Origin of the sequence: Devosia sp. XGJD_8 (assembly GCF_046614475.1) — a bacterium.
Taxonomy (GTDB): domain Bacteria; phylum Pseudomonadota; class Alphaproteobacteria; order Rhizobiales; family Devosiaceae; genus Devosia.
On the sequence record NZ_JBKJHF010000001.1, the window covers coordinates 1,869,668 to 1,890,583 of the forward strand.

The following is a 20,916-nucleotide window of genomic DNA, read 5'->3' on the forward strand; positions in this document are numbered from 1 at the left end:
GGCTCTACAGCCGCCCCGCCGCCTCCAGCGCCCGCACCCGCGTCGCCTTGAGGTCGACGATCGCCTTGGGATAGCTCGCCCCGATCCGCACACTCGCCCGCTTCAGCACATCGGCCGGCGCCTCGGCCGGCTGGTGAATCCACTTGTCCGGCAGGTCCGCCAGCTCCGGCACCCAGCGGCGGACATAGTCGCCATCCGCGTCGAAACGTACGCCCTGGGTTATCGGATTGAAGATGCGAAAATACGGCGCTGCATCCAGCCCGCTGCCGGCCACCCATTGCCAGCTCGCCGGGTTGCTGGCCACGTCGCCATCGACGAGGCAATCCCAGAACCATTGTTCGCCCAGCCGCCAGTCGATCAGCAGGTTCTTGGCCAGCAGCGAGGCCGTCAGCATGCGCACCCGGTTCTGCATATATCCGGTGGCCCAGAGTTCGCGCATGCCGGCGTCAACGATGGGCAAGCCTGTCCGCCCCTGCTGCCAGGCCGCGAGATCCTCCGCGCTGTCGCGCCAGTCCATGCCCGCATATTTGCCCTGCATAGGCACCTGGGCAATGTCGGGCCGGTGATAGAGCTGGTGATAGCTGAAGTCGCGCCATGCCAGCTCCGACAGGAACTTGTCGACAGCAGCCTGCCGCCCGGGCTCGGCATGCGCCACCGCCTGCGCCGCGTGCCAGACCTGCCGCGGGCTGATCTCGCCGAACCGCAGATGTGGCGACAGTCGCGACGTCACCGCCCGCGCCGGAAAGTCCCGCCCTTCGGGATAGTCGGCGAGGCTCTGGTCCAGAAATGCGCTCAGCGCCTGCTGCGCCGCGTCCTCGCCGATTGACCAGTGCGCGGCGAGCTTGCCGGCCCAGTGCGGCTGGCGGTAGTCCGCATCGACCTGTTTGGACGGCACGGCCTTGCCGGCCTTGGGCGCGGGCAGGGGCTGGGCGATCGGCATGTCGCGCAGCGTCTTCCAGAATGGCGTGAAGACCGAGTAGGGCTTGCCCTGGCCCGTCGCGATATCCCAGGGCTCCACCAGCACATGCCCGCAAAACGAGCCGACCCTGACGCCGCTGTCTGCCAGCCCCGCCTTGATCGCCGCATCGGCTTCCCGTTCCGCCGGCGCGTAGCGCCGGTTCCAGAACACCGCGCCTGCTTCCGTTTCCGACACGACCTGCGGCACGATGCTGGCCGCATCGCCGTCCCGCACCATCAGCTCAATGCCGCGCTTGGCCAGTCCGGCGCCCAGGGCAACCAGGCTCTGGTGCAGCCACCAGCGCGCGGCCGCCCCCGGGGGCCGGACGCCGCTCGTGGTCTCGTGGATATAGAGGGCGACAACCCGCGATCCCGCTTCGGCCGCTGCGCTGAGTGCAGGATTATCGGCAAGGCGCAGGTCGTTGCGCAGCCAGACGATGCTCGTTCGTGTCATGGGCCTGGGTCTCCAGGGGCGTTACGCCCCGGAGCGGCAAATGGTTCAGTCTATTCCATGACCTCGGCGAGGTGTTCGAGCGCCGCGCTCCAGGCCTCGATGGAAAAGATGCGCGATTCCGGATCGGCATGCGCCAGGCCGCGCTCCGTGATGGTCACGCTGGTCTGGTCGTCGCCCACGGCCTTGAACAGGATTTCGAGCACGAAGATCAGCTCCTCGGCATCCTCGTCCTCGCCATCCCGGTGCACCCAGGACATGACGAGCTTTTCGTTTTCCACGAATTGCAGGATCTCTCCACTGACCGTGTGGTCCTCGGGATCCTCGTCATCGCCAAAGGTGGTGAACTTGTATTCGCCGCCTTCGAAGGCATCGAGTTCGGCCTCGTCGGCCTGCCACTGCTCGATCAGCGCCGGGTCGGTCCAGGCCGCGAACACGTCGTCGATATGGGCATCGATGGTGCGGGTGAGGGTGATCTGGCTTTCGCCGTCTATTTCCATGCCGTTGCTCATGCCGGCTCCTTGCGATGTAGCTCCGCCGTCTTGGGCAGGAAGATTGTGAGAAAACCCAGCATGGGCAGGAAGGCGCAGAGGGCAAACACCTGCACCATGCCGATTCTGTCGGCCAATGCCCCCAATATGGCCGCGCCGATGGCGCCGATACCGAAGGCAAAGCCGAAGACAAATCCCGAAATCATGCCCACTTTGCCCGGAACCAGTTCCTGCGCATAGACCACGATGGCCGAGAAAGCTGACGACAATATGAGCCCGACGACGACACTCAGCACGATCGTGCCGTTGAGGTCGGCATAGGGAATCAGCAGGGCAAAGGGCAGGGCGCCCACGATCGAGCCCCAGATCACGGCCAGCCGCCCGAACCGATCCCCGATGGGCCCGCCGAAGAAGGTCCCAACCGCGATCGCGCCCAGAAAGGCGAACAGGTAGAATTGCGCGTCCTGCACCGGCAGGCCGAACTTCTCGATCAGGTAGAAGGTGTAGTAGCTCTTGAATGTCTCGATATAGACATACTTGCTCAGCAGCAGCGCCCCGATCACCGCGAAGGCCACGATCAGCCGCTGGCGGGAGATCGAAGGTTTGATCACCGCCACCACGGGCCGTGTCGCGGCCAGCCTCTGATGGGCCGCATACCAGCGCCCAACATACGTCAGCAGCATGATGCCGAGCACGGCGACAAAGCCAAACCAGACCGTGCTGGCCTGGCCCAGCGGCAGCACGATCAGCGCCGCGGCCAGCGGTCCGATGGCCGTCCCCGCATTGCCGCCGACCTGGAAAGCCGATTGCGCAAAGCCCAGCCGCCCGCCCGATGCCAGCCGCGCCACGCGCGAGGCTTCGGGGTGGAACAGCGCCGAGCCGATGCCGAGGACGGCCGAAGCCACCAGCAGCAGCGCAAAGCTGTTCGCCGTCGCCAGCAGCAGCACGCCGACGCCGACAATCGCCAGCGACAGCGCCAGCAGGTAGGGCTTGGGCTTCACGTCGCCGTACAGGCCCAGGATTGGCTGCAGCACGCAGGCGGTGATCTGCTGCGCCAGTGTCAGCAGGCCGATCTGGAAATAGTCGAGCTCGTAATTGACCTTGAGCAGCGGATAGAGCGCCGGCAGCAGGAACTGGATCAGGTCATTGATCAGATGCGCCGCGCTGACGGCGAAAATGATGTTGTGCGACGTACGCACGGCCGGCGGGGCCTTGCTTGCAAGGGCGTCCATTGCGGGATCCAAAAGCCTGAAATATGCGCACCCGTACCGCGGCGCCTAGGCGCTTGCAACAGGCTGTCGGTGCAATGGAATTGGGGGCTCTTTAACTGAGCATCCCGAATTGGCTCCGCGAGCTGGACTCGAACCAGCGACCATTCGATTAACAGTCGAACGCTCTACCAACTGAGCTATCGCGGAACACATTCGGATGCCTTCGTCTGCGAAGGCGAGGTCCGTGTAGCGAACTTGATTTGGTTTGCCAAGCCCCAATTGCCCGCTGTGTGAATAAGTTGTCGTCCGCCTGCTCAGCGCCGGGCCATGTGTCCCAGCGCCACCAGGTCGGCTGGCGTGTTGACGTTGGCAAAGGGGTTGCGCGCCGACCGGCCGGTCCAGTCCGCCCGTCGCGCGCGCAGCCTCTCCAGCAATGCCTTGAGGCTCTTGGGCGCACGCCCTTGCATTACCTCCTCCGGCAATGCCGCCAGCGCCGCGAGGCGCCACGCCGCATTGGGCGGATAGAAGTCATCGCCCCAGGCCGCAAACGCCGCGTCCCCATCGCCCATGGCCTCGACCATCACGGTGCAGAAGTCGCCCGGCAGGAATGGCGTATCCACCGCCACCGAGATCAGCACCCCATCCTCGATACCGCGCGTCTTGAGAGACGCCACCGCCGCCGCCAGTCCCGCAAGCGGTCCCCCGACGGGAGCCATCAGATCGGTAACCCGGATCGAACCAGTCCGCTCGCCACGCCCATCGTCATGCGGCCCGACCGACAGCATCAGCGGCGAGGCAAGGGGCCCAAGTTCATCGGCCACCCGGTCCACCAGCCGCCGGCCGCCCAGCCGCAAATCGGCCTTGCGCACGCCGCCCAGTCGCTCGCCGCGGCCGCCCGCGATGATAACGGCATGCACCGGCATCATTTCCCGTTCATTTGCACGTCAGACTTGCGGCCAAAATGCAGCAGCACCATCATCCCGATGCCCGCCACCAGCCCCCAGAAGGGCGCTCCGACCCCCGCAATCGTGATGCCCGAGGCCGTCGTCACAAAGGTCAGCGTCGCCGGCAGCCGCGTCTCCTCGGACACCAACGCCCCGGAAAGCGCCGCCGTCAGGCTCGACAACAGCGCCAGCCCGGCCACCGCCTGGATCAACAGCGGCGGCGAAGCCGCGATGAATGCCGCCGCCAGGCTCGCCGCCGGCGCCAGCAGCAGATAGACCGACCCCGCCGCAACCGGCGCCGGCCAACGCTTTTCCCTATCCGGATGCGCCTCGGGCCCCGCGCAAATGGCCGCGGTGATGGCCGCTAGATTGCTGCTAATCCCGCCCAAAAAAGCCGTAGCCGCACTGGCGATGCCCGTCATCACGAATAGGGGCGCCGGGCGCAGCGTAAAGCCATTGGCCTGCATCACCGCCAGCCCCGGCAGGTTCTGCGATGCCATGGTGACGATATAAAGCGGCAGCCCGATCCGCACGATGGCATCCAGCGTGAAGACCGGCATCACCGGCACCAGACTCGGCCAACTGCCATCCAGCGCGCCCGCCGGCAGGTTGGTCGTGCTGGCCAGCACGATCCCCGTCACCACCACGGCGATGGGCACCGCATAGCGCCGGGCCAGCCGCATGCCGATCGCCCAGGCCAGCACCACTGGCAGCGCCAGCGCCGGCATCTGCGCCACCGCATTGATCGGGGCAAGGCACAGCGTCAGCAGCATGCCCGCCAGCATGGCATTGGCAATGGGCGCCGGGATCGCCCCGATCAGCCGCGCCAGTGGCTTGATCAGTCCCGTCAGCACGATGAGTGCCGCCGCCACCAGAAACGCCCCCGCCACCGCCGGAAAGCCGCCCACCGGCTCGCCCACCGTCAGCAGGAACGCCGCCCCGGGCGTCGACCAGGCAAAGCTGACCGGCACCCGCACTCGGGCACTGACCACGATGTTGAGGATGCCGATGGCGATGCACACCGACATCAGCCCCGACCCCGCCTGCTGTGGCGATGCCCCGGCCGCTGTCAGCGCCGCCAGCACCAGCGTGAACGTGCTGGCATAACCCACAATGGCGGCCAGCGCTCCGGCCATGACCGGCTGCACATAATCGCGCCGGCCCGCGCCGCTCATCGACAACTCACTCACCCGATTCCCCGTCACCCGTGCCACGCCGGATTGTGGCCAATTCGGTCTGCAGCCGCCAGCGCGAACTTGTGTGCCCTTTGGTGCGCGCGATCCCGTGAAGGGCACTCGGTTGACACCGCTATTCTGCTGTGCGAGCAATTTAAAGCGTTTGCAATTTCACAAAGATCGAAATGCAAACGCTTTAGGGAGGTTTTCGTCTTGGGCGACAATCGCGCCAAAACGCTGCGGGAACTGGCTGAGCGACTGGACCTGTCGATCACGACGGTGTCGCGCGCCTTGGCTGGCCATGAGCAGATCGCGCTCAAGACGCGCCAGCGCGTTTCGCACGCTGCCCGCGAACTGGGCTATGTTCCGAACCGCGCGGCGCGCCAGCTGGTCTCAGGGCGCAGCGGCTTTGTTGGCCTGCTCATGCCCATTCGCGGCCCCAATTTCGTCGATTCCTATCTGGGCGAGTTCATTACCGGTCTGGGCGAGGGGCTGGTGTCCCACGGCCTGGACCTCTTCCTTGCCACGGTGCAGCAGGGTCAGAACGAGCTCGAGGTCTTGCGCCATGTGGTCGAGTCCGGCCGCGCCGACGGCATGGTGGTGCCGCGCATCGCCGAGCAGGATCCCCGGCTGGCCTATCTGGCAATGCAGCGATTCCCATCCGTCTCGCATGGTCGTCTGCGCGAACCCGCCACGCCGCATAACTGGCTGGATTCGGACGGGGAGGCGGCCTTTGCGGAGGCTTTCGACCTGCTCTATGACCACGGTCATCGCCATATCGGGCTGGTCACCATTTCCGACCGCATGACCTTCCGCCACTATCGGGAGGCCGGGCTGGAAGGCGCCATCGCCCGCAAGGGCGACCCGTCGGTTCACCTGTCCGTGGAGTCATTCCCGCGGTTTGACCGGCCCGAAGGCGTCGCGGCGATCAACCGCCTGCTGCATCGCGATGACCGACCGACCGCCATGATCGGCCTGTTCGACGAAATCGCCATCAGCATCCTCGAGCAGGCCGCCAGGGCCGGCATCGACGTGCCCAACGATCTCTCCGTCATCGGTTTCGACAATATCGCGGCCGGGGCCTATGCGCCGCCCGGCCTGACAACCTTTGACGCCAGGATCCGCTCCAGCGCCCGCGACCTCGCGCACATGCTGGTTCGGGTCATCGAAAATCCGGCCGATCAGCCGGCGACGCGCCTGGTGCGGCCGGATCTGGTGCTGCGCGCCAGCCACGGGCCCGCGCCCCGCAGGCCCAATGTCAACGAATAACCAAGGGAGGACTAGACGTGAAAAACACGACCAAATGGCTCACCGGAGCAGCATTGTCGCTGACACTCGCAGTGCCCGCCAACGCACAGGTTTTGTTCTGGTCGACGCAGGCCGCGCCGATCGAAGAAACCCAGAAGATGCGCGAAAACGTCCTGGCCGGTTTCGAGGGCGGTGTCGATTTCCAGCCCCAGGAGGTCGGTCCCTTTATCACCCGTCTCGAGGCAGAGCTGGAAGCGGGATCGGGCCAAATCGGGCTCGTCGGCGCTCTGCATGGCGACCTGTCGACCTATGCCGATAGCTGGGCGGACCTGTCCGGCCTCGACCTGGCGGGCATCACCGTCAGTGATGCCTTTCTCGAACTGGGCAAGCTCGGCACCTCCGAGCAGAAATATCTGCCCTGGATGCAGGCCAATTACGTCATGGCCGCCAACAAGCAGGCCCTCGAATACCTGCCCGAAGGCGCCGACATCAATGCGCTGACCTATGACCAGCTGGTTGATTGGGCCCAGGCCATGGCCGAGGGCACCGGTTCGCCCAAATTCGGCTTCCCGGCCGGACCGCAGGGCCTCAAGCATCGCTTCTTCCAGGGCTTCCTGCTGCCCTCCTATGCCGGCTCGACCGTGACGAAGTTTGCATCGGCGGAAGCCGAGGCCGGCTGGACCATGTTCCAGGAGCTTTGGCAGTATACCAACCCCGCCTCGACCAACTACGCCTTCATGCAGGAGCCTCTGCTGACCGGTGACGTCTGGGTGGCCTTCGACCACATTGCCCGCCTGGCCGATGCCTTCAATCAGCAGCCGGACAATTTCGTCGCCTTCCCGGCGCCTGCCGGCCCGATGGGACGTGGCTTCATGCCGGTGCTCGCCGGTATCGCCATTCCAAAAGGCGCCCCGGACATGGACGCCTCCATGCGTCTTGCTCAGTTCATGATGCAGCCCGAAACCCAGGTCGCGACGCTGCTCGCCACCAATTTCTACCCCACGACAGATGCCGCCTTGCCCACCGACCTGCCGGCTTCCGCACAGGCATTGGGTCCTGCCATCACCGCCATGACATCGGCGCCCGATGCCCTGCCGGCGCTGTTGCCGGTGGGTCTGGGTGACCTCGGTGGCCAGTTCAACCAGGTCTATACCGATACGTTCGAGCGCATCATCCTGGGCGGCCAGCCCATCCGTGCCGTTCTCGACGAACAGGCCGGTACCCTGCGCAGCCTGATGGAGCAAGCCAATGCGCCATGCTGGCTGCCGGACGCCGCCTCGGAAGGTCCTTGCCCGGTCGACTAAGGCTCCTCCCGGAGTTGCCACCCGACGCCATTCGCGGCGCCGGGTGGCTCCCAGCCGCTCCTGTTCGATAGGACACGACCATGACCCCAAAGGCGCTGCCCTACCTGCTCTTGTTGCCGGCGACCGTGTTCCTGCTGGTCTTTTTCGTCTACCCGTTCATCCAGATCGCGCTGCTGGCGGTGACGGGACCGGAAGGCTTCACGCTGCAGCATGTGCAGACCATGGCCTCGCACTGGAAGTTCAACACCGCGCTGGGCTGGACCATATTGCTGGCCGCTGTCGTCGTGCCGATCCAGCTGGTCATGGCGCTCTCCATGGCCTCGATCGTCACCAAGCTGCAGACTGGCCGCAGCGCCATCCTCTATATTTTCTCCATCCCGCTCGGTCTCTCCGACCTTGCAGCGGGCATCGTCTGGCTGGCCATTTTCGAGCAGTCGGGCTTTCTCAATTCGATGCTCTACGGGCTCGGCGTCGTCGAGCAGCCCATCCTGTTCCTGGGCTACCAGAACATCTGGGTCATTTTCCTCGCCGTCGTGCTGGCCGAAATCTGGCGCGCGACGGCCATCGTCATGGTCATCCTGGTCTCGGGCATGGGCCTGATACCCAAGGAGTACTACGAGGCCGGCGAAGTGTTCGGCGCCAGCGCCTGGCAGCGCTTCATCAAGATCACGCTGCCCATGCTGCGACCCAGCCTGCAATCGGCGCTGATCCTGCGCACTCTTGCGGCATTCGAGGTCTTTGCCGTGGTGACCGCCCTTGGCGGCACGACGCTGCCGGTGCTGATGGGCGAAACCTTCCAGTGGCAGTTCACCCTGCAGGACCGCAACGTCGCGTCGGCCTATGCGCTGGTCATCCTTGCCATCTCCATCGCCGCCACGCTGTTCTTCCTGCGTGTGCTCCGCGTTCCCAAGGGGGCTACGCTATGACCGCCACTGTCGAGAACGATACGCCAAAGGCAGTGGAGACGGCACGTTCCGCCGGCCGCTTCCTGTTCATCGCCGCCGTCGTGTTGATCTGCGCCTGGGTGCTGGTGCCGATCTACCTGCTGATGGTCAATACGCTCTCCTCGCCCCAGGAGGTCACCGGCTTTCCCAAGACGGGCATTCCAAGCTTCGACTTTTCCTCGATCCAGTTCTTCATTTCCTTTGCCGGCGTCGCCAAGGCCCTGTGGAATTCGGTCCTGGTCGCGGTCTTGACCATGATCCTGTCGATCGGCATCGGCGCACCGGCCGGCTATGCACTGTCGCGCTTCGATTTCCCCGGCAAGGAAGCCTTCCGCATGCTGGTCGTCATGACCCGCGCCTTCCCTTTGCCCCTCCTCGCGCTGCCATTGGCCGTGCTGTTCATTCGCACTGGCCTCGACGACACGGCTATTGGTCTCGCCATTGTCCACACCGTACTGGCGATTCCCTTTGCCGTGCTGATCACCTTCTCGCTGTTCTCCGGCATTCCCCTCGAACTGGAGGAGGCGGCCTGGACGCTCGGCTGCAATCGCTGGCAGGCCTTCCAGAAGGTGGTGCTGCCCCTGGTGCTGCCCGGCATAGCCGCTTCGGCCGTCTTTGCCTTCACCATCTCTTGGAACGAGGTCTTCGCGGCGGCCGTGCTGACCATCGAGAACCGAACCCTGCCGGCCTTCCTGGTGCAGAACCTCAACGTGTCGCCGCTGCATCTCAAATTCGCCGGCGGTGCCGCCATGGTCATTCCCGCCCTCATCTTCATCTTCGCCGTTCGCAAATACCTGTTTGCGATGTGGGGCATCGCGAACCGCTAGGAGAAGTCCAATGGCCGAAATCGTCATCAAGAACGTCGCCAAGAGCTTTGGCAGCTTCCAGGCCCTGCACTCCATCGACCTGACCATTTCCGATCAGGAATTCATGGTGCTGCTGGGCGCCTCCGGCTGTGGCAAGACCACTTTGCTGCGCATTGTCGCCGGCCTCGAAACACCCAGCCAGGGCGAAGTGTGGATCGGTGGCCGGCGCGTCGACAAACTGCCCCCGCGCGAGCGCGGCATTGCCATGGTGTTCCAGAACTATGCGGTGTTTCCGCATCTGACCGTGTTCGAAAACATCGCCTTTGGCCTGCGCATGAAGAAACTGCCGCAGCAGGAGATCGATCGTCGGGTCAACCGCACCGCCGAGCTCATGCATATCGAGCAGTTGCTCAAGCGCTATTCCGGGCAACTCTCCGGCGGCCAGCGCCAGCGCGTCGCGGTGGCCAGGGCACTTGCCATGGAGCCGGACGTGATCCTCATGGATGAGCCGCTGTCCAACCTCGATGCGCTGCTGCGTCTCGAGATGCGCGCCGAGCTCAAGGGTGTGCTCGATGAAAGCAAGACCACCACCATCTATGTCACCCATGACCAGGTCGAGGCCATGAGCCTGGCCGACCGTATCTCGGTGATGAATGGCGGCAAGATCGTGCAGGCGGCAAGCCCAGTGGAAGTCTACCGCAACCCGGCCGCGCGCTTTGTCGGCAGCTTTATCGGCAACCCACCCATGAACTTCCTGCCGGCCAAACGGGCCAGCAATGGCCAGTGGCAGGTTGCGGGCCTGGAAATGGCCGGGCCGGTAGCGGGCGATGCGCTCGAATTTGCCATCCGGCCGGAAGACCTGACGGTTTCGCCAGATGGCTTTGCGGCGACCGTGCGCGTCGTCGAACCGCTGGGCGCCCACACGCTGGTAACTGCGGAAGTCGGCGGCAAACCGTTCCGCGCCGTGCTCGACAGCGACCTGCCGGTCTCCCCCGGTGACGAATTGCGGCTCAGCCCCAAGCCCGATCGTGTTCGCTGGTTCGATCCGGAAACCACCAGGGCCGTCTAGCGGCCGCTCCTTACCTTGACGCATTGCGCTCTCGCCGCCGCGCGAGTTCCGAACTGAATGACTGGAAGCGACTATGACCCCTGAGGACAAATCCCGCCTGTTCGACCTTGCCGTAGAGGTGCTCAAGGAAAATGACCGTGGCACCTATACGGTGCCCACCAAGGGTCTTTATCCATTCCAGTGGAACTGGGATTCCTGCTTCACCGCCCTCGGCCAGGCTCACTTTGACGAGGACCGCGCCTGGACCGAAATGGAGACCCTGTTTGCGCATCAATGGCCGGACGGCATGGTGCCGCACATCATTTTCCACGTCTCTGACGACGGCTATTTCCCCGGGCCCGATGTCTGGAGCACCAATCGCCCGACGCAGACCTCCGGCATCACCCAGCCGCCCATTGCCGGCTTTGCCCTGCGCCAGCTGTTTGAGCGCAGCACCGACCGTGAAGCCGCCGCGCGACGCGCCAGCGCCTTGCTGCCCAAGATCGAGAAGTGGTTTGCCTGGTTCTACGCCAACCGCGATCCGCGGGGGGAGGGGCTCGTCGCCATCCTCCACCCTTGGGAGGCCGGTCGTGACAACTCGATCGATTGGGACGAGGCTTTCGACCGCGTCCCGACTGAAGGCATTGCCCCCTATACCCGCCGCGACACCCAGCATGCCGATCCGGCGCACCGCCCGACCAAGGCGCAGTATGACCGCTATCTCTGGCTGGTCGAACACTTCCGTAGCCTGGGCTGGGACAACGCGAAGCTGCACGACGCATCCCCATTCCAGGTCGTTGACCCCGGCTTCAACGCCATTCTGATCCGCGGCTGCGAGGACCTCGCCGCCGTCGCCGAGGCATTGGGGGATGGGGCAACAGCGCAGCGTAATCGCGATCGTGCGGCGCATGGCCTGGCGGCGCTGGAACAGCTGTGGAGCGACCGGCACAGCCAGTATCTCTGCCTCGACCGCACCACGGGAAAGCTGATCGACAGCCCCTCCATCGGCGGTCTGATTCCGGCATTCGCCGCCATCCCCCAGGCTCGCGCCGCCGCCATCGGGCAGGTCATCCAGCAGCAGGCGACCAAGCTGAGATACGTCATCGCCAGCCATGACCCTGATGACCGCCGCTTTGAAGCCAAGCGCTACTGGCGCGGGCCGGTCTGGCTGGTGGTGAACTATCTCATCGTCGATGGCCTGCGGGCCGCCGGCGAAAGCGCCGTCGCGGCGCAGGTTCTGCGCTCCAGCCTCGATCTGATCGAGCAATCCGGCTTTGCCGAATATTACGACCCGCTCACCGGCGAACCCCTGGGCGGCGGCCGCTTCACCTGGACGGCCGCCATGGTGCTCGAATTCCTGGAGACTGCCGACCGCAAATGAGTTGATCGCTCGTCAGAGCCGCGCGCCATTGCGAACAAAACGCGAAACGTGTTCCGCTGCGACTTCTCTTTGCGGATCGATTCGTGCAGCCCAGTTCCCACTATCTCGACAGCCTCAATCCCGAACAGCGCCGCGCCGTCGAGCACGGTGCGGGCCTGGCCGCGCCCGGTCCGCTGTTGGTGATTGCCGGGGCGGGCTCGGGCAAGACCAATACGCTGGCACACCGGGTGGCCCACCTCATCGTCAATGGCGCCGACCCGCGTCGCATCCTGCTGATGACCTTTTCGCGCCGCGCCGCCAGCGAGATGAGCCGGCGTGTGGAGCGCATTGCCGGCAGGGCCCTGGGCACCTCCTCGGGTGCTGTCGCCGATGCCCTGAACTGGGCCGGCACCTTCCACGGCATTGGCGCCCGTCTCCTGCGCGAGCATGCCACCCAGATCGGTCTCGATCCGGCCTTCACCATCCATGACCGCGAAGATTCGGCAGATCTGATGAACCTGGTCCGGCATGAACTGGGCCTGTCGGAAGCCAAGAGCCGCTTTCCCACCAAGGGCACCTGCCTCGCCATCTATTCGCGTGTCGTCAATGCACAGGATGAACTGGAAGAGGTGCTCAAGACGGTCTTCCCCTGGTGCGCCATGTGGCCCGAGCAACTGCGGACGCTGTTCGGCGCCTATGTGGCGGCCAAGCAGAGCCAGAACGTGCTCGATTACGACGATCTGCTGCTCTACTGGGCCGGCATGATGGCCAATCCTGGTGTGGCCGCAGGGGTCTCCGCCCGCTTCGATCACGTGCTGGTCGACGAATACCAGGACACCAACAAGCTGCAGTCATCCGTATTGCTGGCGCTGCGGCCAGGCGGGCAGGGGCTCACCGTGGTGGGCGATGATGCCCAGTCGATTTATTCTTTCCGCGCCGCAACCGTGCGCAACATCCTCGACTTCCCGAACGCCTTCTCGCCGCCCGCCGATATCGTGACGCTCGATCGCAACTATCGCTCGACCCAGCCGATCCTTGCCGCGGCCAATGCGGTGATCGACCTGGCCAGCGAGCGCTTCACCAAGAATCTCTGGACCGACCGGCAGTCCGATGCCCGCCCCTTGCTGGTCACCGTGCGCGACGAAGCCGACCAGGCCCGCTATGTCGTGCACAAGGTGCTTGAGGCGCGCGAAGGCGGCATGACCCTCAAGAATCAGGCCGTGCTGTTCCGCACTTCCAGCCATTCCGGGCCGCTGGAGATCGAGCTGACGCGGCGCAACATTCCCTTCGTCAAGTTCGGCGGGCTCAAGTTCCTCGACGCCGCCCATATCAAGGACCTCCTGGCCATCCTGCGTTGGGTGGAAAACCCGCGCGACCGGGTGGCCGGGTTCCGCGTACTGCAGTTGCTGCCCGGCATCGGCCCGGCTTCGGCGGGCAAGATCCTCGATGCCATGGCGACCGGCCCCGATCCGATCTGGGCCCTGGGCGAAATCCCGACACCGCCGCGGGCCGGCGAAGGCTGGAGCGGGCTGGTGGACCTGGTCGGCCGCTTGGGGCGGCGCGAGGCTGGCTGGCCGGTGGAACTGGGCTTTGCGCGGCTCTGGTATGAACCCCTGATGGAGCAGGCCTATGAGGACGCGCCGGTGCGACTGGCCGATATCCTGCAGCTCGAGCAGATCGCCTCCGGCTATCCCAGCCGCGAGCGGTTCCTCACCGAGTTGACGCTCGACCCGCCCGACGCCACCAGCGACCAGTCCGGCGTGCCATTGCTCGATGAGGATTATCTCATCCTCTCCACCATCCATTCGGCCAAGGGCCAGGAGTGGAAGGCGGTGCATGTGCTCAATGTTGTGGATGGTTGCATCCCGTCCGATCTGGGCACCGGCTCGACCCACGAGCTCGAGGAAGAGCGGCGCCTGCTCTATGTGGCCATGACCCGTGCGCGCGACGAGCTCAACCTCATCGTGCCGCAGCGCTTCTTCGTCACCCAGCAGTCCCGCCATGGCGACCGCCACCTCTATGCCCAGCGCAGCCGCTTCATTCCCCGTTCCATGATGCCGCTCTTCGACGACATCCTCTGGCCGCCCGTCACCCCCGCCTACATCGAAGGCCTGTCGCCCGCCCCGGCACGCATGGACATCGCCGCCCAGATGCGCGGCATGTGGAGCAAGTAGCGTGCGAACCGACGAGTGACATCCGGGGGAGATGCTCTCGGCTGTGGGGCCGCAATTACGGTGACCATTGCACTGTCTCGCGCCCTGGGGTTGGATGAGGCGGAGGGAGGGCCTTGGCATGGGCGAGGCGGAGGATCGCGAAGAACTCATCGCATTGATGCATGCCACCAGAATTGCCATCTGGACCAAGAACTATCCGGCATGGGCGGAATGCTTCGTCCATGAACCCCACATGGTGCGATGGGGCTATTTGCGTGGCGGCGGCATTTTCGCGCGACGGGGTTGGGACGACGTTTCGCGCCGGGCTAAGATCTATATCGAGGGCGAAATGCCTTATGATGAGGCCTATGCGTACCAGACGACGATCGAAAACCTCATCCTGCGCATCCACGGCGACATGGCCTGGGCAATTTACGACCAGCAGCACCCGGGCCACGACTTTCCGGATCACGTCGGACCGGGCCTGACCCGGGAGATGCGCGTTTTCGAGCGTCATGACGGTCGCTGGCGCATTGCCGTCCTCGCATTCTTGAGCAACGATGCCAGCCCCAGCGGGACCGCAATGTTGCTGCTGAACAGTGACGGCAAGGTCATGTGGACCAGCGCCAGTGCCGCCAAGCGTCTGGAAGATGACGATGATCTAGTCATCCGCAATGGCCGGTTGACCGTGCGGAACACCGCCTGCAACCGCAAGCTCCAGAATGCGCTACGCTGGGCGGCCGACCTGGACAATGCCTTCAGCTCAGAGCGTGGCAGCGTGCCGATTGTGCTCGGCGCCGGTGAAGGATTGCCCACGCGCGTCTGGTGGGTGGTGGCAGATTCCGGGGCCATCTACTTTCTGCTCGATGGCCAGCCGATGACAGACAAGCGCCTGGACGTGGCGGCCACCATTTATGGCCTATCTGCAGGACAAAAGCGGCTTGCCGGGTTCATTGCCGAAGGTCTCACGCTGCCCGATGCCGCCCGGCAGATGGGGATCTCCGCCAACACGGCGCGTACCCATCTCCAGCGCATCTATGACAAGACCGGCGTTCACAACCAGCCCGCCCTGGTGCGAGTCCTGTTGTCGGTCGGCGTCAACATGTAGCGGTTCTTGTCCCCGGATCGGGGGACACGAGCATGTCCTGCGATCCGCGCACAGCCCCAATTGCCGTGACATCGTAGCCTCGGCACGTCCGATGCGATGGATGGAGGCAGATCATGGCAATTGTGATGGCTTGGCCGGACCGCGCTACCCGGAGGCGAGCGGCCTGGGGCCTATTGGTGAGGCGTGTTGCTGTGTCATCGCGCCTGTGGGCGCGGCGGCGAGCCCGACGCCGTTTCGTCAACAAGGTGCTAGCGGAAACCAACGACCCAAGAATTCTTGCTGACCTGGGCATCCGCCCCGATCGAACGCCGGACGTTGAACGCTGGATGATGGCCATGCTCTGGCATCAGCACTGAGCCCTACGACGGTCGGTGCAAAGCGGGGGGCCTGACGTTTGACCCAGCAAGCTCCCACTGCTGCACGCATTCAAGTGGATATGGACTTCCTGGGAGGAGGGGCCGTGGTGTTGCGCACCACCAGATGGGTGCCCAGCACGAGCCGCGCATCGCCGACGGCGCGGGAATTGAGCATGTCGAGCAGCAGCGACATGCCGGCGCGCCCGGCCTCGTCGGATCGGTTGGATACTGTCGTCAGCGACGGATAGGTCGCAGCGCCCAGCACGTCGTCACAGCCGACGATCGAGATCTGTTCGGGTACCGCCACGCCGCGGTCGGCCATGCCGGTCATGATTCCCTGCGCCGTCAGATCGTCAAAGGCCAGGACAGCGGTGGCCTTGCTGGCCAGAATGTCGGGCACCACCGCGCGACCGCTCTCGTAACTCGGCACCTTGGCCGCCACGATTGTCACATCCATGTGGTGGGTCTTGGCTCCGGCGCGCACCGCGGCTCGCCTCTGCTGGTTGGCCCAGGATGATGCCGGGCCGCTGACATAGACTAGGCTCTTGTGCCCGAGCGCGGCCAGATGCGCGATGGCATCGATGACTCCGGTGCTGCTGTCGATCAGCACGCGCGGAATGCCGCGAATGTCGCGATTGATCAGTACCAGCGGCCGCTTAAGGGCATGGTGCCGGATGCGTTCTTCGCTGAGCCGCGAGGCCGCAAGCGCCAGGCCCTCAACCTGGCTGACAAACCGGTCCACCAACTTGTCCTCCTGGCGCCAGTTTTCGTCCGAATTGCCCAGAAAGACGCAGAAATCAGAGCGGTCGGCCTCCATCTGCGCGGCTCGGATCAAAGGCGGGAAGAATGGGTTGGCCACGTCAGGCACCACAAGGGCAACGTTGCCGTGTCGCCCGGTACTCAGCGCGCGGGCGGTATGGTTGGGTACATAGCCGACGCGGTTGGCGATCTCGAGGATGCGCTCCACAGTATCCACGCCGAGCATATTGGGCTGGGTAAAGGCGCGCGACACAGTGGACTTGGACACCCCGGCCGCCTTGGCAACGTCTGCCATGGTCGGCGCCGATCGGTCACTGCTCTTGTCCGCCATGCTCTCATCGACTCGGGGTTTGGGGCCTCTTGTTCTTACCAAGGCCGTGCTTGCAATGGCCAGGAAAATGGCAGGTTTCGGCCAAATCCGGCTATTTTCCGACCATACCCTCGCCGCTCTTGACGTGCAACCGGTTGCATAACATAGTTGCTCGTCTCGCCGTCAGCCCTGTTTGGTGGCATTGATCCAACCGTGTCGGAGTGATTTTTTCATGAACATGAGTGCCGTGACACCGCTGAAGGGCAGCGAGCGCCGGGTCGACAACCTGCTCGTCAAGAGCTTTGCGACGCGCAGCGACATGGGGGCCGTCGCGGCCGCCGAAATTGCCCAGGAATTGCGGGTTCGGCTTGGCCAGAAAGATCGCGTGCGGATGGTCTTTGCCGCCGCTCCCAGCCAGAGTGATGTGCTCAGCGCGCTGGCCCGTGCCGAGGGCGTGGACTGGACGCGGGTTGAGGCGTTCCACATGGACGAATATGTCGGTCTGCCGGAAGATGCGCCACAGCGCTTCGGCAACTGGCTGGGGCGCCATTTCTTCGATCTTGTCCCGCTCCATAAGGTGCATCGCATCATGCCGGGCAGTGATCCCTCGGCGACCGCGCGCGATTATGCCCAACTGCTTGACGCGGCCCCAATCGACGTCATCCAACTCGGCATTGGCGTCAATGGCCACATCGCCTTCAATGATCCGCCGGTCGCCCGCTTTGATGATCCTCTGTCGGTCAAGATGGTGGAACTCGATGCCGTTTGCCGCCAGCAGCAGGTGGACGATGATTGCTTTGAGCGCTTCGAAGATGTGCCGGCCTATGCAATTACTCTCACAGTGCCGCGGCTGATGGCCGGTGAGCGCCTGTTCTGCATGGTGCCAGGTGCGGCCAAGCGCGCTGCCGTCAAGGCGGCCCTCGATGGCCCGATAACCACAGATTGTCCCGCCTCCATCCTGCGCCAGCACCCGGCCTGCACCGTTTATCTTGACCAGGACTCTGACCCCCATGCCCAATGATATCGCCATTGACGCCGATGCGCTCTGCCAGAGCTATCTCGATGACATAACCGCGCTGATGCGCTCGGTGCTGATCGACGAACGCGATCCGCTTGATCGCGCCGCCAGCAAGCTTGCCGACCAGATCGCGGCCGACCGGCTGGTGCATGTGTTTGGACCCGGGGGGCACTCGAACCTGGCAACGCAGGAGATATTCTTCCGCGCGGGCGGGCTGATGCATGTCTCGGCTATTCTCGATGAGGGCACCTTGCTGTCCAACGGCGCCCTGCGGTCCATGGCTATCGAGCGTACGCCTGGCTACGGCAAGATCGTGATCGCTGATCAGCGGCTCGGTGCGGACGATGTGCTGATCCTGGTCAACGCCTACGGCATCAACGCAGCCCTGATCGATGCGGCGCTGGAGGCGCGGAGTCGCGGCGCCTTCCTCATCGGCGTCAGCTCCCGCGCTCATGCTGAAAACACGGCCGCGACGCATCCGGCCCGCCATCCCACCAGGCAGAACCTGCACGACCTGGTGGATATCGCCATTGACTGCAAGGTCCCCATTGGCGATGCCATGGTATCGGTCCCAAACATGGGCGAGCGCATTGCCGCAGTGTCCACCTTTGCCAACGCCTTTGCGCTCAACAACCTGGTGATCCGCACGGTTGCGAAGCTGGTCGAGCGCGGCATCGAGCCGCCCGTCTGGCGGAGCGGGAATGCGCCTGGCGGCGACGAGGCCAATGGCCGCTTCATCGCGCGCTTCAACGATCGCGTGCGCAAGCTGTGACCCGGCTGGTCGGGCGCGATCCAGCCACCGGGCGCGCGCTTGCCGTCGAAATGGCAGGGGGTCGGATCACGGCAATCACAGCGGCCGAGTATGACGGGGATCTGTATCTGTCTGCCGGTCTCATCGACCTGCAGGTCAATGGCTATTTCGGCCTCGATCTCAACGATCACGCGGTGACGCCCGATTGTGTTATCGCGCTGACACGCAGGCTGTTTGCCGTGGGTGTCACCTGTTATCAGCCGACGCTGATCACGGCCTCCGAAACATCGATCATCGCCGCCATACGCGCTATTGTGCGCGCGCGGCAGGTTGATCCTCAGACTGCCGAGGCCATTGCCGGTATTCACATCGAGGGGCCATTCATCTCCCCCAACGATGGCCCGCGCGGTGCGCATCCGGCCAACCAGGTGCGGGTGCCCGACCTTGCCGAACTGTCCCGCTGGCAGGCGGCCGCCGAGGGGCTGATCACCATGGTGACTCTGTCCCCGCACTTTGCCGAGGCGCCAGAATTCATTGCCGGTGCCGTAGCGCAATCCATCCATATCGCCATCGGCCATACCGACGCGACGCCCGAACAAATTCACGCCGCCGCTGCCGCCGGCGCCACCCTTTCAACCCACCTTGGCAATGGTGCCGCAGCCAATCTGCCGCGCCACCCCAATTTTCTGTGGGCCCAACTTGCCGATGACCGGCTCAGCGCCAGCTTCATCGCCGATGGACATCACCTGCCGGCCGATACCCTCATTGCCATGCAGCGGGCCAAGGGGCTCGACCGCTCGATACTGGTCTCCGACCTAGCGGCCCCGGGCGGTCTGCAGCCCGGTATCTATGATCAGCCCATTGGCGGCCGCGTACAGCTCTGGGCGGATGGCCGGCTCGGCACACCGGGTACGCCCTATCTTGCCGGTGCCGCACTGCCGCTATCGGCATGCGTGGCCCGGGCCGCTATGATGACCGGCCTATCTCTTGCCGATACCCTGGTCATGGCGACGCGCAATCCGGGTCGCTTTCTCAAGGGACGCGGTGTGCTGGAGATCGGTGCGCGTGCCGATCTCATCCGGTTTTCGTGGGAGAAGGGCGCGAGGGAACTCAGGATCGTCGAGACCTATGTGGCCGGAGAGCCCGTATGGCAGTCCTGACTTTTGGTGCCGCCAGTATCGATATCACGCCCGAGCCCGGCCTGCTGCTGGCTGGCTTTGCCGCCCGCACCCTCCCGTCCACCGGCATCCATGACCGCCTTTCGGCCCGCGCCTTGGTGGTCAATGACACGGCAATCGTCGTCGCCGATGTCATCGGCCTGCACGAAGATATGGCCCAGCGCATCCGCGCGCGTTGCCTCCTGCCGGCAGCCAACGTCATCGTCTGCGCCACCCACACGCACGGGGCGCCGGTATCCATGCAAGATCGCCTCGGGGCGGGCGCCGATCCACATTTTCTCCAGATGCTGGAAGATGGCTGCGTCCTGGCCATCGACACCGCCCTCGCCAATGCACAGCCTGGTACAATGAGCTTTGGCAATGGCTGCGATCCTGACATCGCCCGCAATCGTCGCCACGCCGACGGCCCGCTGGATCGCAGCTTGCCGGTGCTGCGCCTGCGCGATGCCACTGGCGCGCTTGTGGCCATGGTAGTCTCTTACGCCTGTCACCCCACCGTCCTGGGCGCCGACAATCTGCAAATCACGGCCGACTTTCCCCACTACCTGCGCCAGCGCATTGAGACGACGAACCCCGGGGTGGTCGCAATCTACCTCAATGGCTGCACCGGTGACGTCAATATCGGCCATAGCGCACAGGCCTCATGGACCACTTCCGCCAACGCTACCCGCACCTTTGACAATGCCCGGCGCATTGGCGAGCGCATTGCTGACGCCGCCCTGGCCGCAACCGAAACTGCGCTGCCGCAGACCGCGCATGCCGCGGACCGGCTGGTGGAGCTCGCTCTCGAGCGCCGGGAGGGCGACCTCGATGCCGCACGCACGGCATGGCAGGCTGAATTTGTCTCCGCAGATCCGACGCGCAAGATCCTGCTCGAACACTGGATCGCTTGGGCATCACGCTTTCGAACCACGCCGCCGGGAACCTGGCGGGGCCGGGTGGCGTGCCTTGTTTGGGGCGGCGTACCCATTCTGGCCTTGCCCGGCGAAATCTTTGCCGAGTCCGCTTTGTCTATTCGCGATGCAGGCATGGGGGAGGGCGGTTTCGTGCTGTCCTACGCCGAGGGGACACCCGGCTATATCCCCCCACGTTCAGAATATGCCAGTGGGGGCTACGAGGTTGCCGAAGCGCATCGCTTCATCGGCATGCCGGGGTCCTTTGTGCCGGGTTCGGCGGAACTTCTGGTCGAAGCGGCCAAAACCTTGGCCGCAATGCCCGATCTCCAGGCAGCGTCTCAAAACTAATCCGAAACCACCGGCTGGTGCGCGTCATCCACTTGACATGCAACCGGTTGCAGTAAACACTTCAATCACGTGCTCAAGTGCGTAGAACAAGGGAAAGAGA

The 20,916-nt window shown here is 64.5% G+C and carries 18 protein-coding genes and 1 tRNA gene; 12 read left to right on the forward strand and 7 right to left on the reverse strand.

All coding sequences use genetic code 11. The features are described from left to right. Positions 1-4: 4 nt before the first annotated feature. The 6 genes from ACLI1C_RS08765 to ACLI1C_RS08790 form a co-directional block, all read right to left on the reverse strand. Positions 5-1,411, reverse strand: a complete 1,407-nt coding sequence (locus ACLI1C_RS08765; RefSeq protein WP_411396482.1) for a cryptochrome/photolyase family protein — start codon at positions 1,409-1,411, stop codon at positions 5-7. A gap of 50 nt (positions 1,412-1,461) precedes the next feature. Beyond that, the gene (locus tag ACLI1C_RS08770; RefSeq protein ID WP_411396483.1) at positions 1,462-1,920 is read right to left on the reverse strand and encodes an SRPBCC family protein; all 459 of its coding nucleotides are present in this window, start codon (positions 1,918-1,920) and stop codon (positions 1,462-1,464) included. Beyond that, a complete protein-coding gene (locus ACLI1C_RS08775) occupies positions 1,917-3,131 on the reverse strand; it encodes an MFS transporter (protein ID WP_411396484.1) in 1,215 nt (404 codons plus the stop codon). Before ACLI1C_RS08775 ends, ACLI1C_RS08770 begins: the two co-directional genes overlap by 4 nt. A gap of 110 nt (positions 3,132-3,241) precedes the next feature. Next, positions 3,242-3,317, reverse strand: a tRNA-Asn gene (locus ACLI1C_RS08780). 107 nt (positions 3,318-3,424) lie between these two features. After that, positions 3,425-4,036 (reverse strand): molybdenum cofactor guanylyltransferase, encoded by a 612-nt coding sequence (locus ACLI1C_RS08785; RefSeq protein WP_411396485.1) that lies wholly within the window; start codon positions 4,034-4,036, stop codon positions 3,425-3,427. Next, positions 4,033-5,244 carry a benzoate/H(+) symporter BenE family transporter gene (locus ACLI1C_RS08790; RefSeq protein ID WP_411396486.1) on the reverse strand — a complete coding sequence of 404 codons (1,212 nt, stop codon included), beginning with the start codon at positions 5,242-5,244 and terminating at the stop codon, positions 4,033-4,035. Before ACLI1C_RS08790 ends, ACLI1C_RS08785 begins: the two co-directional genes overlap by 4 nt. Before the next feature lie 198 nt (positions 5,245-5,442). Between ACLI1C_RS08790 and ACLI1C_RS08795 the strand changes: the two genes are divergently transcribed. The 8 genes from ACLI1C_RS08795 to ACLI1C_RS08830 all read left to right on the forward strand — a co-directional run bounded on the left by ACLI1C_RS08795 (position 5,443) and on the right by ACLI1C_RS08830 (position 15,200). Beyond that, the gene (locus tag ACLI1C_RS08795; RefSeq protein ID WP_411396487.1) at positions 5,443-6,498 is read left to right on the forward strand and encodes a LacI family DNA-binding transcriptional regulator; all 1,056 of its coding nucleotides are present in this window, start codon (positions 5,443-5,445) and stop codon (positions 6,496-6,498) included. Between the two features lie 17 nt (positions 6,499-6,515). Further along, complete coding sequence (locus tag ACLI1C_RS08800; protein WP_411396488.1) at positions 6,516-7,781, forward strand: ABC transporter substrate-binding protein; 1,266 nt, start codon at positions 6,516-6,518, stop codon at positions 7,779-7,781. A gap of 80 nt (positions 7,782-7,861) precedes the next feature. Beyond that, the gene (locus ACLI1C_RS08805; protein ID WP_411396489.1) at positions 7,862-8,707 is read left to right on the forward strand and encodes a carbohydrate ABC transporter permease; all 846 of its coding nucleotides are present in this window, start codon (positions 7,862-7,864) and stop codon (positions 8,705-8,707) included. After that, complete coding sequence (locus ACLI1C_RS08810) at positions 8,704-9,552, forward strand: carbohydrate ABC transporter permease (RefSeq protein WP_291360014.1); 849 nt, start codon at positions 8,704-8,706, stop codon at positions 9,550-9,552. The genes ACLI1C_RS08805 and ACLI1C_RS08810 overlap by 4 nt, the downstream gene beginning before the upstream one ends. A 10-nt stretch (positions 9,553-9,562) precedes the next feature. Then, complete coding sequence (locus ACLI1C_RS08815) at positions 9,563-10,600, forward strand: ABC transporter ATP-binding protein (protein ID WP_411396490.1); 1,038 nt, start codon at positions 9,563-9,565, stop codon at positions 10,598-10,600. Positions 10,601-10,673: 73 nt separating this feature from the next. Beyond that, the gene (locus tag ACLI1C_RS08820; protein WP_411396491.1) at positions 10,674-11,960 is read left to right on the forward strand and encodes an amylo-alpha-1,6-glucosidase; all 1,287 of its coding nucleotides are present in this window, start codon (positions 10,674-10,676) and stop codon (positions 11,958-11,960) included. A gap of 83 nt (positions 11,961-12,043) precedes the next feature. Beyond that, the gene (locus ACLI1C_RS08825; protein WP_411396492.1) at positions 12,044-14,113 is read left to right on the forward strand and encodes an ATP-dependent helicase; all 2,070 of its coding nucleotides are present in this window, start codon (positions 12,044-12,046) and stop codon (positions 14,111-14,113) included. Between the two features lie 118 nt (positions 14,114-14,231). Then, complete coding sequence (locus ACLI1C_RS08830) at positions 14,232-15,200, forward strand: helix-turn-helix transcriptional regulator (RefSeq protein ID WP_411396493.1); 969 nt, start codon at positions 14,232-14,234, stop codon at positions 15,198-15,200. A gap of 426 nt (positions 15,201-15,626) precedes the next feature. Here the strand turns inward: ACLI1C_RS08830 and ACLI1C_RS08835 are convergent, their stop codons facing one another. Continuing rightward, positions 15,627-16,610, reverse strand: a complete 984-nt coding sequence (locus tag ACLI1C_RS08835) for a LacI family DNA-binding transcriptional regulator (protein ID WP_411396494.1) — start codon at positions 16,608-16,610, stop codon at positions 15,627-15,629. A 247-nt stretch (positions 16,611-16,857) separates the two neighbouring features. Here ACLI1C_RS08835 and ACLI1C_RS08840 point away from each other — a divergent pair, with 247 nt between their 5' ends. Genes ACLI1C_RS08840 through ACLI1C_RS08855 form a run of 4 tightly spaced genes read left to right on the forward strand, consistent with a single transcriptional unit; the run spans position 16,858 to position 20,816 of the window. Further along, positions 16,858-17,646 (forward strand): 6-phosphogluconolactonase, encoded by a 789-nt coding sequence (locus ACLI1C_RS08840; protein ID WP_411396495.1) that lies wholly within the window; start codon positions 16,858-16,860, stop codon positions 17,644-17,646. Then, positions 17,636-18,415 carry a sugar isomerase domain-containing protein gene (locus ACLI1C_RS08845; RefSeq protein WP_411396496.1) on the forward strand — a complete coding sequence of 260 codons (780 nt, stop codon included), beginning with the start codon at positions 17,636-17,638 and terminating at the stop codon, positions 18,413-18,415. Before ACLI1C_RS08840 ends, ACLI1C_RS08845 begins: the two co-directional genes overlap by 11 nt. Then, on the forward strand, positions 18,412-19,554 hold the full coding sequence (locus tag ACLI1C_RS08850; protein ID WP_411396497.1) for an N-acetylglucosamine-6-phosphate deacetylase: 1,143 nt from the start codon (positions 18,412-18,414) through the stop codon (positions 19,552-19,554). The genes ACLI1C_RS08845 and ACLI1C_RS08850 overlap by 4 nt, the downstream gene beginning before the upstream one ends. Then, on the forward strand, positions 19,542-20,816 hold the full coding sequence (locus ACLI1C_RS08855; RefSeq protein WP_411396498.1) for a neutral/alkaline non-lysosomal ceramidase N-terminal domain-containing protein: 1,275 nt from the start codon (positions 19,542-19,544) through the stop codon (positions 20,814-20,816). Before ACLI1C_RS08850 ends, ACLI1C_RS08855 begins: the two co-directional genes overlap by 13 nt. Positions 20,817-20,916: the final 100 nt, after the last annotated feature.